This is a genomic window from Methylocystis sp. JAN1 (assembly GCF_052186135.1).
In the GTDB taxonomy this organism is placed as follows: Bacteria; Pseudomonadota; Alphaproteobacteria; order Rhizobiales; family Beijerinckiaceae; genus Methylocystis.
The window spans coordinates 292,997-305,254 of record NZ_CP181499.1 but is presented as its reverse complement, the minus strand read 5'-3'; the positions used below and the strand labels follow the sequence as shown (position 1 = coordinate 305,254).

General features: G+C 65.5%; 12 protein-coding genes. 10 read left to right on the top strand and 2 right to left on the bottom strand.

What is annotated here, in order from left to right; translation table 11 throughout:
- Positions 1 to 394 precede the first annotated feature (394 nt).
- The 6 genes from leuD (at position 395) to ptsN (ending at position 6,693) form a co-directional block, all read left to right on the top strand.
- Entirely contained in the window at positions 395 to 1,000 is a 606-nt protein-coding gene (gene leuD, locus ACNHKD_RS01440) for a 3-isopropylmalate dehydratase small subunit (RefSeq protein ID WP_442755356.1), read from the top strand.
- A 138-nt stretch (positions 1,001 to 1,138) separates the two neighbouring features.
- Entirely contained in the window at positions 1,139 to 2,134 is a 996-nt protein-coding gene (lptB, locus tag ACNHKD_RS01435; RefSeq protein WP_442755355.1) for an LPS export ABC transporter ATP-binding protein, read from the top strand.
- A gap of 251 nt (positions 2,135 to 2,385) precedes the next feature.
- A complete protein-coding gene (rpoN, locus tag ACNHKD_RS01430; protein ID WP_442755354.1) occupies positions 2,386 to 3,963 on the top strand; it encodes an RNA polymerase factor sigma-54 in 1,578 nt (525 codons plus the stop codon).
- A gap of 208 nt (positions 3,964 to 4,171) precedes the next feature.
- Positions 4,172 to 5,284, top strand: coding sequence for an ISAs1 family transposase (locus tag ACNHKD_RS01425; protein ID WP_442756808.1), 1,113 nt, complete (start codon positions 4,172 to 4,174; stop codon positions 5,282 to 5,284).
- A gap of 225 nt (positions 5,285 to 5,509) precedes the next feature.
- On the top strand, positions 5,510 to 6,076 hold the full coding sequence (hpf, locus tag ACNHKD_RS01420; RefSeq protein WP_442755353.1) for a ribosome hibernation-promoting factor, HPF/YfiA family: 567 nt from the start codon (positions 5,510 to 5,512) through the stop codon (positions 6,074 to 6,076).
- 152 nt (positions 6,077 to 6,228) lie between these two features.
- Positions 6,229 to 6,693 (top strand): PTS IIA-like nitrogen regulatory protein PtsN, encoded by a 465-nt coding sequence (gene ptsN / locus ACNHKD_RS01415; RefSeq protein ID WP_442755352.1) that lies wholly within the window; start codon positions 6,229 to 6,231, stop codon positions 6,691 to 6,693.
- Positions 6,694 to 6,715: 22 nt separating this feature from the next.
- Here ptsN and ACNHKD_RS01410 read toward each other — a convergent pair whose 3' ends face one another.
- Both ACNHKD_RS01410 and ACNHKD_RS01405 read right to left on the bottom strand, forming a co-directional pair.
- Complete coding sequence (locus ACNHKD_RS01410) at positions 6,716 to 6,991, bottom strand: KGG domain-containing protein (protein ID WP_442755351.1); 276 nt, start codon at positions 6,989 to 6,991, stop codon at positions 6,716 to 6,718.
- A 156-nt stretch (positions 6,992 to 7,147) separates the two neighbouring features.
- Complete coding sequence (locus tag ACNHKD_RS01405) at positions 7,148 to 7,945, bottom strand: response regulator (RefSeq protein WP_442755350.1); 798 nt, start codon at positions 7,943 to 7,945, stop codon at positions 7,148 to 7,150.
- A 188-nt stretch (positions 7,946 to 8,133) separates the two neighbouring features.
- Here ACNHKD_RS01405 and ACNHKD_RS01400 point away from each other — a divergent pair, with 188 nt between their 5' ends.
- From ACNHKD_RS01400 to ACNHKD_RS01385, 4 genes are all read left to right on the top strand, one after another.
- Complete coding sequence (locus tag ACNHKD_RS01400) at positions 8,134 to 8,553, top strand: NepR family anti-sigma factor (protein ID WP_442755349.1); 420 nt, start codon at positions 8,134 to 8,136, stop codon at positions 8,551 to 8,553.
- Entirely contained in the window at positions 8,550 to 9,119 is a 570-nt protein-coding gene (locus ACNHKD_RS01395; RefSeq protein ID WP_442755348.1) for a sigma-70 family RNA polymerase sigma factor, read from the top strand. The genes ACNHKD_RS01400 and ACNHKD_RS01395 overlap by 4 nt, the downstream gene beginning before the upstream one ends.
- 93 nt (positions 9,120 to 9,212) lie before the next feature.
- Positions 9,213 to 10,610 (top strand): class II fumarate hydratase, encoded by a 1,398-nt coding sequence (gene fumC, locus ACNHKD_RS01390; protein WP_442755347.1) that lies wholly within the window; start codon positions 9,213 to 9,215, stop codon positions 10,608 to 10,610.
- Between the two features lie 460 nt (positions 10,611 to 11,070).
- Positions 11,071 to 12,258: an alpha/beta hydrolase gene (locus ACNHKD_RS01385; RefSeq protein ID WP_442755346.1), complete on the top strand. Its 1,188-nt coding sequence runs from the start codon at positions 11,071 to 11,073 to the stop codon at positions 12,256 to 12,258.

Below are 12,258 nucleotides of genomic sequence, written 5' to 3'. Positions count from 1 at the left end.
GCCTGAAACTCTGCCCTCGGCCTCACCTTAGCGCGCTTTCCGCCGGCATGAAATGCAAGCGGTCGGAAATCGCCGCAGCCAAAAAAGCTGAAACGCTTTCCACCCGAACGGAGTCGCGGGGCGCGGCCGCGCCCCCGCGGGGGAATCCTCGTCCCGCTCGCGCCCTCCGGAAATCGGCGTCTCCCTCAACCGGTTCGGCGCGCTGCGCGGCCGCGCCGGCTTCTTGGTCGCCCGACCCTCCTCGTCTATGGAGCCGCCGGCTTCGCGTATGGCCAGGCGCAGGGGCCAGCACACGGGCTACGGCAATGTGCGCGTCGGCTGGACGGCCCTTTGCCTGGGCCGGGCAATTTGCTAAAGGGCGCGTCAATCAAACCAACGCGCCAGGCCGAGGAATATGGACAAGTTCACCACGCTGACGGGGGTCGCCGCGCCGCTGCCGATCATGAATGTCGACACGGACATGATCATTCCGAAGCAATATCTGAAGACGATCGCGCGCACCGGCCTCGGAAAGGGCCTCTTCTCGGAGATGCGCTATCGCGAGGACGGCTCGGAGAATCCGGATTTCGTCCTGAACCAGCCGGCCTATCGCAAGGCGACGATCCTGATCGCCGGCGATAATTTCGGCTGCGGCTCTTCGCGCGAGCACGCCCCCTGGGCGCTGCTCGACTTCGGCTTGCGCTGCATCGTCTCGACGAGCTTCGCGGACATCTTCTACAACAACTGCTTCAAGAACGGCATTCTGCCGATCAAGGTGACGCAGGCGGAGCTCGACAGGCTTTTCGACGACGCCAGGCGCGGCGCCAACGCCACGCTGACCGTCGACCTCGAAGCCCAGGAGATTCGCGGCCCCGACGGCGGCGTGATCAGATTCGACATCGATCCCTTCCGCAAGCACTGCCTGCTCAACGGGCTCGACGATATCGGCCTGACCCTGCAGAAGGCCGACAAGATCGACGCTTTCGAAAAGGCTTCCGCGCAGTCCCGCCCCTGGGCCTGATGGCCGGGCCGCCAGCGCGACGGCGCGTCCTCTGGCGGCGCGTTCGAGCTTGCGCTAGGAAGCGCCGTCGGCGCCTGACGGGAAGGATGGGCGCGCCGCGGCAGCGGATATTTTTCTTCCCTCTGCGACGGGAGCCCCTTGAGCCAATTCGCCGCCTTCGCCACCCGTCTCCGCGACGCCGCGCATTCCCTCGCCGGGGCGCTCGGCTCGGCGCGGGCGCGCCTGGAAAAGGTCCGGTCGCACAAGGCGGACGATCTGGCGGAAGCCGACTGGCGCGGCGACCCGTCTGCTGAAAATTCAGGCGCCCCTCCCGAAGACGCTCCTACCTGGGCGCAGGCCAGGAGCGGCGGCGACGACGGGCGAGAGGGCTTCTCCGCCGGGGCCTATCTGGAAGGTTCCGGTTACGACGGGGAGGGCATGCTCTCCGTCCATAATCTCGCAAAGTCCTACAAATCGCGCCGCGTGGTGGAGGATGTCAGCCTCCATGTGAAGCGCGGAGAGGCCGTGGGCCTGCTCGGTCCCAACGGAGCCGGCAAGACCACGGTCTTCTATATGATCACCGGGCTCGTGAAGCCCGACAAGGGCGTCATCTCGCTCGACGGCTATGACGTGACGCCCTTGCCCATGTATCGCCGGGCGCGGCTCGGCATCGGCTATCTGCCGCAGGAAGCCTCGGTTTTCCGGGGTCTGTCGGTCGAGGACAATATTCGCGCCGTGCTGGAGATCACCCAGCCCGACCCCAGGAAGCGCGAAGAGGAGCTCGACGGGCTGCTCGACGAAATGCGGCTGACGCGCCTGCGCGAGAGCCCCGCCATCGCTCTTTCTGGCGGCGAACGGCGCCGCTGCGAGATCGCCCGCGCGCTGGCGGGCCATCCGTCCTTCATGCTGCTCGACGAACCTTTCGCCGGTATCGACCCGATCGCGGTCGGCGGCATTCAGGATCTCGTGCGGCATCTGAAGGCGCGCGGCATCGGCGTCCTCATCACCGACCACAGCGTGCGCGAAACGCTCGGCCTCACCGACCGCGCCTACATCATCTACAATGGTCACGTCCTGACCGAGGGCCCGCCCGAGGAGATCGTCGCCAATCCGGACGTACGGCGCATCTATCTCGGCGAGGATTTCCGCATGTAGGTTGAATTGCGCCGCTCTCCGTCGACCGGCGCCGCCGTTCGAGGCCCGGTTGATGAACGTTGAACGCCGCGCCGCGGGCGCCAAAACAAGCAATGTCGCGAGGACGCAGGCTTTTTGCTTGATTGTTGATTAACCCTTGGGCGTTTCGTCCCGCCCGGCGCCGCCTATTTGGTCCTGCCCAGGCTCCCGCTCCGTGCTATAAGCAAAAAACAGGCCGCAAAGAGAGCGGTTGGCAGCGTGCGAGTTGGCTCATGGCGATTTCGACAAAGCTGATGATGCGGCAGGGCCAGGCCCTGGTGATGACGCCGCAGCTCCTGCAGGCGATCAAGCTGCTGCAGTTCTCCAATCTGGAGCTTTCCGCCTTTCTCCATGACGAACTGGAGCGCAATCCGCTCCTGGAGGCGCAGGAAGGCGACCATGCCGGTGAGGGGCCGGGGAGCGACGCGGCCGCCAAGAGCGCCGAGGATTTTCCCGCTCCCGGCGAAGCTTTCGAAGGCGAACCGCGTGAAGGCGACTGGGCGCGCGATTCCCTCGCTGTCGACGCCGCAACCCTTTCGTCGGATCTCGGCGCCGATCTGAGCAACGCGTTCGAGCCCGACGGTCCGGCCGTGGCCGCGGAGGCGCCGCGCGAGGCGCTGGAGGGCGCAGGCCTCTCCGCCACTTCCTGGACCGGCGCCGCGGGCGGCGGCGGCGATGGCGAGGCGCCCAATCTCGAAGCCTATGTCGCCTCGCGGCCGAGCCTGCACGACCATCTCGCCGAACAGCTCGCCCTCGCCTGCCCGGATCCGCGCCGCCGCCTCATCGGCCAGGCGATCATCGACGGGATCGACGAGACCGGCTATCTGCGTGAGAGCCTTGAGGACATCGCCGGCCGGCTCGACGCGGACCCGGCCGAAGCGGAGACGGTTCTCGCGCTCGTCCAGAGCTTCGACCCTTCCGGCGTGGGCGCGCGCGATCTCGCGGAGTGCCTGGCGATCCAGCTCAAGGAGCGGGACCGCTACGATCCGGCGATGCAGGCCTTCGTCGCCAATCTGCCGCTCGTCGCCAAGCGCGACTTCGCTCAGCTCTCCCGGCTCTGCGGCGTGGACATGGACGACATCGCCGACATGGCCGCCGAACTGCGCGGCCTCGACCCCAAGCCCGGCCGCGCCTTCGGAGACGCGCCGATCCAGCCGCTCGTCGCCGACGTCATCGTGCGCGCCGCCCCCGACGGCTCCTGGCATGTCGAGCTGAATTCGGAGGCTCTGCCCAGGGTGCTCGTCAATCACAGCTATGCGGCGAAAGTCTCCGCCCATGCGCGCGACGCCGACAAGACCTTCATCTCGACTTGCCTGCAGAACGCCAACTGGCTGACCAAGAGCCTGGAGCAGCGTCAAAAGACGATCCTCAAGGTCGCGTCCGAGATCGTGCGCCTGCAGGATGCGTTCCTGGCCAAGGGCGTCGAGCATTTGCGGCCGCTCAATCTGCGCACCATCGCCGACGCCATCGGCATGCACGAATCAACCGTCTCTCGCGTCACCTCCAACAAGTATATGATGACGCCGCGCGGCGTCTTCGAGCTGAAATACTTCTTCTCCGCCTCCATCGCGACGACGACCGGCGGCGAGGCGCATTCGGCCGAATCGGTGCGTTTCCGCATCAAGCAGATGATCGACAAGGAGACCGCCGACGAGGTGCTTTCCGACGACGCGATCGTCGCGCGGCTCAAGGCGATCAATATCGACATCGCCCGGCGCACCGTCGCCAAATATCGAGACAGTCTGCGGATTCCCTCCTCGGTCGATCGCCGCCGCGCCAAGATGGCGCTCGCTCGCGAGCACGCGCATTAGCCGCCGGACAGACCGGGCGCAGCCGCGCCTGTGAGGATGCGCGCCTGAAGGCGCGCGGTCCGGGGGCGCCTTTTGGACCGCGCGCCTTCAGGCGCGCAGCAAACAACTGGCTGACGGCCCCTGCCGCAGGGGAATCGCATTTGACGAAATGAGGTAGCGCGGGGCGTTGGAATGGATTCTGTCATTGGTTCTGATTCGCGAGGAGCCGATGAGCCTGTTGATCACGATCTTGCGGGATGTTCCCGATCCGCGGAGCGGCAACGCCACCCGTCACGAGTTGCTGGATATTCTGATGATTGCGCTGACGGCGTCGATCTGCGGCTGCGAGGGCTGCGTCGAATTTGCCGACTTCGCGGAGGACCGGGAGGAGCTGTTCCGGGAGTTCCTGAGCCTTGAGAACGGCTTGCCGAGCCACGACACGTTCTCGCGACTGTTCCGGCAGATCGATCCGGAGGCGCTGGCAGCCTGTTTCGGGCGCTTTCTGGAGGCGCTGGGAGAGGATGGCGCCGGCGTCGTCGCCATCGACGGCAAGACGCTGCGCCGCTCCTTCGACAAGGCCAAAGGCGCCTCGGCGCTGCATGTGGTGACGGCCTTCGCCGCCGACGCCAAGCTGGTCATCGGCCAGAAGGCGGTGACGGACGGCGGCAACGAGATCACCGCGGCGCGGGCGCTGATCGACCTGCTCGACCTGACCGGCGCGCTGGTGACCGCCGACGCCATCCACTGCAACGCCCCGACGGCGCAGAAAGTGCTCGATCGCGGCGGCGACTGGCTGTTCGCGCTCAAGGCCAATCGCCCGGCGACGCTCGAGGATGTCGAGACGTTTTTCGCCGACCCTGCGTCCGTCGTCGCCGAGACCTTCGAGACGACGGACGCCGATCATGGCCGGGTGGAAACGCGCCGCCACGCGGTCGTTCACGATGTCGGCTGGCTGTTTCCAAAGGGCGACAAGGATCGCCCGGCGATGCCGGGGCTTTCGACCATCGGGCGGATCGATGCAAGGGTCGAGCGCGAGGGCAGGACCACGCGATCTTGCCGCTATTACCTGTCTTCCGCGAAGCTGTCCGCCGAAGCTTTCGCCAGGGCGGTCCGCGCCCACTGGAGCATCGAGAACGGCGTGCACTGGGTGCTGGACGTGACCTTCGACGAGGACAGGGCCCGTAACCGCAAGGACAACGGGGCGGAAAATCTCGCGACCATCCGCAAGCTCGCCCTCAATGTCCTCAAACGCTCACGGCCCGAAATCTCCATCCGCCGGAAGCGAAAACGCTCGGGATGGTCCGACGCCTTCGCCAGATCCGTCCTCGGTCAAATGCGATAGCCCTGGCCCCTGCCGCGGCGCCCATTGACTTCGCGCGCATAGGCTTCTAACGCTGCGCCGAATTTTGCGGCGCCAGGCGGGGTCCGCAGGCGCCGGGTCAACCTGTTCGAGACGGGCGCTCGGGCAATTGGGATCATAACATCCGTAATCGGCGTCGGCGCGCGGAGAAGACGGCTTCCGTCTCGGCCGCGACGACCCGCCGCTGTCGGAAAGGGCGAAAACGACATGTCGCTGAGAGTTTCAGGCAAGAACATGAATATCGGCGAGGCGCTGCGCTTGCATGTCACGCAGCGCCTGGAGCAGGCGACGTCCAAATATTTCGACGGCGGCGTCAGCGGCCACGTCACGATCGCGCCCGAAGGCTCCGGCTATCGCGCCGATTGCAGCCTGCATCTTACTTCCGGCATCGTCCTCCAGGCGGACGGCCGCGGCCAGGAGCCCTATGCGACGTTCGACCAGGCCGCCGACCGCCTGGAAAAGCGCCTTCGCCGCTACAAGGAGCGGCTCAAGAGCCACCATGACGGGCACGCCCATGAGGCGGAGGAGGCTCCCTATCAGGTGCTCCAGGCGCCCGATCAGGAGAGCGAAGCCCCGGCCGAGTTCAGCCCCGCCGTCGTCGCCGAAACGACCACCAAGCTGCGCCGCCTCTCGGTTTCCGCCGCCGTGCTCGACCTCGACCTTTCGGGGGCCCCGGTTCTCGTCTTTCGTCACGCAAATACCGGCCGGGTGAATATTGTCTACCGGCGCAGCGACAACAATATCGGTTGGATCGACGCTCCCGCCGGCGAATAACGTCAAAGAAGGCGCTTTCCCGCGGGAGAAGAGAACGCCGCCGCGGCGACATAATCGCGGCTTCCTCGGCATGTATCTTGCGATTTCCTTCACGGGCGCTGCCGCCCAGGTGAAGGGCGGGTTCTCCAACGCTTGAACGGATAGGGCGTCGCATGCGGCTCACGGATCTTGTCACGCCGGAAGCAGTCATCGCCAATTTGAAGGCGACGAACAAGAAGCAATTGCTTCAGGAGCTGAGCGACCGGGCGGCGAAGCTTTCGGGACTCCCGGCGCGCGAGATCTTCGACGCGCTGCTGCATCGCGAGCGTCTGGGCTCGACGGGAATCGGCGAAGGCATCGCCATTCCGCATGGCAAGCTTGCGAAGGTCAAATCCATTTTCGGGATTTTCGCCCGGCTCGAGCGGCCGGTGGAGTTCGAGGCGCTCGACGGCGCGCCGGTCGATCTGGTGTTTCTTCTGATCGCGCCCGAATCGTCCGGCGCGGACCATCTGAAGGCGCTCGCCTGCGCGGCGCGGATGCTTCGCGACCCTGGCCTTGTCGCAACCATCCGCGCCACGCGAGACCATGACGCGCTTTACTCACTTATCGCGCAGCGCTCGAAGCCCTACGCCGCCTAATGTTTTTCGGTGGGGTCGCCTCTTAAGCCGACGCCCGCTTCTGCCCGCCGCCGTGAGAGGCGTGACCGCCCTTACGGCCCGCTTCCGACGCGAGATTGTGATCGCGAGAGAAGCTGCGCTTCGCCGGATTGACGCTCTGCCCGCCCTTGCGCCCGGCGCGCGCCGCAAGCTCGGGATTCTGGGAGAAGCTGCGCTTTTCGTCAGGGACGCTCTGGCCGCCCTTGCGCGCGATCGCGCGTTGCTTCTCGGGATCCATCGAGGCGAAGCCTCGATTGGACTTCTTCGCTACTTCCTGCATGGTCGCCTCTTTTGCCCCCAGCGCCCACGCGTATAACTTGCCTAATTGGCCAAGGTTTCTGCAATCGTGGAATCTACGTAGCCAAGCTTGTGAAGGACCAAAAACCTATCAGGGATAATACTTACTTCCGTAAACCCGACCTTTTTCCACACCGGCTCAGGCCTCGCGCTTGTGCGACCTGCGGTTGAAAAATAAAGCCTGGCTGATGATGGCCTTCAGGCTTTCGACGCTGAAGGGCTTGGTGACGAGGAAGGCGGGCTCGGGCGGGGCGCCGGTCAGAAAGCGCTCGGGATAGGCGGTGACGAAAATCACCGGAGTCGACAGCGCGCCGAGAATCTCGTTCACGGCGTCCAGCCCGGAACTGCCGTCGGCGAGCTGAATGTCGGCGAGGATCAGCCCCGGCTGGACCGTTTCGATGGCGGCGACGGCTTCGCGGTGGGTGCGCGCCATGCCGACGACGCTATGCCCCAGTTCCTCCACAATGCTGCGCAGATCATGCGCGATCAGGGGCTCGTCCTCTATGATGAGGACTTCTGTCGCAATCTGATCGGCGATTTCGGCGTTGGCCGCGTCGATGAGGGCGGCGGCGTCCCGTTCCGAGACATCGAGCGTGTCGGCGACCTGCTCGAGATCGAACCCTTCCAGCGCGTGCAACAGAAAGGCGACGCGCGGCCGCAGCGAAATGCCGTCGAGATTGCGGCGGGCGCCGTCATCCTCAAGGCCGCCGGCGGGAGCGGAGCGGAGATTGACCGGGGCGGAGCCCCACACGCGCAGGAAGCACTTGTAGAGGGAGATCCTAAGATCCTCGTTTTCCTGGAGTTTTTGAGGGTCGCCGACAATGGCTTCAAGCGTCGCCATCACAAAGGCGTCGCCGCCCTCGCGTGTTCCGACAAGAGCCCTCGCGAAACGGCGCAGATAAGGCAGGTGACCTGAAATCTCTCGTGAAACCGACATGTTACGCCACTCCGGAGGCGGCCGCGAAGACGGAAAGGAGGTCAACCGTGACGACTGCGTCAAAACAACCCGCACAATTTAAGGAACCAATCCCTGAGCGCGGCGTTTTGCTTTCCGTGCAGCGCACTATATCGCGCGACGAAAACGGTCCGCCACAGAAAATCATGGCATTGGGAATTGGGGGCTCCATGGTGAAAAACATTCCGGAGAACGCCGCCGCGCGCGCGTCGTCCGACGACGATCGCGCCGAGAAGCGTCACTTCTCCGGACAGCTCCCTCGCAGCGTGGCGGCCATCGCCGCGGGGCTGGGGTCGAGCGCCGCAGGAACGAGCCGCGCCAATCGGCGCGAGGCGAGCGGCCTGACGGAGAAGGATTTGAACGCGAACGGCCGGGACGCGACCAGCGTGGGCCTTTGCGTTTCCGAGAGGAACGACAAGAATATGCGGAATGTCGATTTTGGCGACGCGATCGGCAAGGAGCTTCAGAATCTCTACGACGATCTCGTGGCCCAGCCGGTTCCCGACCGCTTCCTGAATCTTCTGAACCAGTTGGAAAAGAATATGATATCCTCGGGCCTGTCGAGGGGGGCGCCCGGGGAGAGAGAGTGAACGCAGACGGACCGAGTTCACAGGACGGACAGAGTCTGAAGGCCGATCTCATCGCGGCCATACCGAGCCTGCGCGCCTTCGCGGTCTCGATCTGCGGCAACGCCGACCGCGCCGACGACCTCGTCCAGGAGACGCTGGTCAAGGCGTGGGGGAGCCTCGGCTCCTTCGCGGAAGGCACCAATCTCACCGCCTGGCTCTTCACCATCCTGCGCAACATCTATTACAGCGAGTTCCGCAAGCGCCGCCGCGAGGCGCCGGACCCGGACGGGGCGGCCGCCGCGCGGCTGATCGCGCCGGAATCCCAGCACGCCCACATGGACTTTCTGGATTTCCGCGAGGCGCTGCAAAAATTGCCCCTGGACCAGCGCGAGGCGTTGATCCTCGTCGCCGCCTCGGGCATGTCCTATGAGGAGGCCGCCGAAATTTGCGGCTGCGCGCCCGGCACGATGAAGAGCCGGGTCAATCGCGCGCGTAACCGCCTCGCCGAGCTCATGTCGCTGCCCGCAGCCTCGGGGCGGGACGGCGAGACGCGGGCCTCGGCCTTGTCCACGGCCGGACGAGATTGAACCAACGGCGGAAATGCCGCATAGAGCGCGCTGCAAAAATCAGGATTCCGGCATTCAGCGCGGCCGCCTCCGCGCGCCTTTCGAGCGAGACCGATGACAGAAGACAGCCGCATTGAACGCGATTCCTTTGGCGACATCGCCGTGCCGTCCTGGGCCTATTGGGGCGCGCAGACGCAGCGTTCGCGCGAGAATTTCCCCATCGGCGGCGACCGTATGCCGATCGAGATCATCCATGCGCTCGCGCGGGTGAAGCTCGCCGCCGCGAAGGCGAACGAGAAGAAGGGCCTGCTGAAGAAGGAAATCGCCGACGCCATTTCGGCCGCCGCGCAGGAAGTCATCGAGGGCAAGCTCGACGAGCATTTTCCGCTCGTCGTCTGGCAGACCGGCTCCGGCACGCAGACCAACATGAACGTCAACGAGGTGATCGCGAACCGGGCGAATGAAACGCTCGGCGCGCCGCGCGGCTCCAAGTCGCCCGTGCATCCCAACGATCACGTCAATCTGGGCCAGTCCTCGAACGACAGCTTTCCCACCGCAATCCATATCGCCGGCGCGCTCGCCATTTCCGGCAAGCTGCTGCCCGCCGTCGAGCGGCTGCAGGCGGCCTTCGAGCGCAAGGCCTCGCAATTCGCCCATATCGTCAAGATCGGCCGCACCCATCTGCAGGACGCGACGCCGGTGACGCTCGGCCAGGAATTTTCCGGCTACGCCGCGCAGGCGAAATATGGGGCGGCCCGCATCCGCGCGGCGCTGCCCGATCTCCTCGCGCTCGCGCAGGGCGGCACCGCGGTCGGCACGGGCGTGAACACCTTCAAGGGATTCGGCGAGGAAGTCGCGGCGCATGTCGCGCAGCAGACGGGTCTGCCTTTCGTCTCGGCGCCCAACAAATTCGAGGCGCTCGCGGCGCATGACGCCATCGTCTTCGCGCATGGCTCCATGAATGCGCTGGCGTCGGGCCTCTACAAGATCGCCTGCGACATTCGTCTGCTGGGCTCCGGCCCGCGCGCGGGCTTCGCGGAACTGAAATTGCCCGAGAACGAGCCGGGCTCGTCCATCATGCCGGGCAAGGTCAATCCGACTCAGGTCGAGTCGCTGACCATGGTCTGCACGCGCGTCTTCGGCAACAATGCGACGATCACCTTCGCGGCCTCGCAGGGCCATCTTGAGCTCAATGTGCTGAAGCCCGTCGTCGGATTCGCGCTGCTGGAATCGACGATCCTGCTCGCCGACGGCGTCAACAGCTTCATCACCCGCTGCGTCGACGGCATCGAGGCGGACGAGGCCAACATCAAGCGTTTCCTCGAGCGCTCGCTGATGCTCGTCACCGCGCTCGCGCCGAAAATCGGTTACGACGCGGCCTCCAAGATCGCCCGCGCCGCGCATAAGAACGGCACGAGCCTCAAGGAAGAGGCGCTCGCCTCGGGCAAGGTGACGGAAGCGGAGTTCGACGAGATCGTGCGACCCGAGAAGATGCTCGCGCCGAACGACTGACGCTTGTCGGGCGATTAAAAAGAAGAAAGGCGGGAGGATGGGAGCTGGGGAAGCCTTCCTCCCGCCTCGGCCGGAAGCATGCCCCATTCCAGCCCCGCTTCCGACATCCGCCTTCTTTAGGCGAACGCGGAAATCATTAAGCGCTCTGGCGCTTGACGTATGTGCGCCGGCGCACAGGCCACATTGGCGCCATAAATCTGATAGCGACTTCGTTCAAGGCGTTTGCGCGCGTCCTTCTTCTCTCAACCGGCTTTGTTGCATGCCTCCTTTCATGCGGATCGTTCGCTTCTGCGTAGATCGCGCTACGTTTGGGTGGAATCGCCTGAACGCAGACAACGCGATCGTTCCTGAAGGTTCAGAGCGCGCTCCATGCGAAAAACGGGTTCCCGCTTTTGCGCAGCGCGCTCTGGCGGCCGTCCTTCTCCTCGGCGCGGCGGCCTGCGCGGGACGGCCGCATGGCGTGCTGATCCCCACGCATCAGGAAGTCGCTGGCGCGAGCCTTGTGCATATGCTCGTCGCGACGACGCGCGCGCCGGATGAGACGGCGCCCGGCGAAATGTTTTCCGGCGAGCGCGGCGCGACGCTCTCTTTCGCCGAGATCACCGTGTCGATCCCGCCCGACGCCTATCGCAAGGTGGGCGAGGTTCAGTGGCCGGAGGGCGATACGGCCAATCCGATGCAGAGCTTCACCACGGTCGAGGCGCGCATTCTGAGCGAGTCGGCGGCGCTCGCGGAGTTCGACCGGCGCATCGCGAAGACGCCCAGGCGGCAGGCGCTCGTCTTCGTCCATGGCTATAACACGCGCTTCGCCGAAGCCGTCTATCGCTTCGCGCAGATCGCGCATGATTCCGCCGCGCCTGTTCTGCCCGTGCTCTTCACCTGGCCCTCGCGCGGCAAGCTGCTGCAATATGGCTACGACCATGAGAGCGCGAACTACTCCCGCGACTCGCTGGAGGCGGTTCTGCAGGCCCTTTCGCGCGATCCGAATGTGGGAGAAGTCTCCATCCTCGCGCATTCCATGGGCAATTGGGTGACGCTCGAAGCGCTGCGTCAGATGGCGATCCGCAACAGGGGTCTGCCGCCGAAGATCAAGAACGTCATGCTCGCGGCGCCCGACGTGGATTTCGACGTGTTCCGGCGCCAGATCCGGGCGATGGGCGTGCGGCCCTCGCTCTTCACGCTCTTCGTCTCGCGCGACGACGAGGCGCTCGCCGTGTCCAAGCGCGTCTGGGGCGACAAGCCGCGGCTCGGCGCGGTCGATCCCAATGCCGAGCCCTATCGCGACGTGCTTGCGCAAGACGACATCCAGGTCGTCGACCTCACCGACGTCTCGTCGGGCGGCGGCGATGCGCTCGGCCATACGAAATTCGCCGAGGCGCCGGCGGTGGTGCGCTCCATCGGCGCGCGGCTCGCGACCGGCCAGACCCTGAGCGACGGCCAGGCGGGCGTCGGCGAGAAGATCGGCCTCGTCGCCGCAGGCGCCGCCTCGACCGTTGGCGCCGCGGCCGGCGCGGCGGTCGCGACGCCCTTCGCCATTGTCGACCCGCGCACGCGCGAAAATCTGAGCGAGCATTTCGAGAATGTCGGGGAACGCGCCGGCGATACGCTCGAACATGGCGCAAGCGTCCTGCGACAACCGACGCCTTAG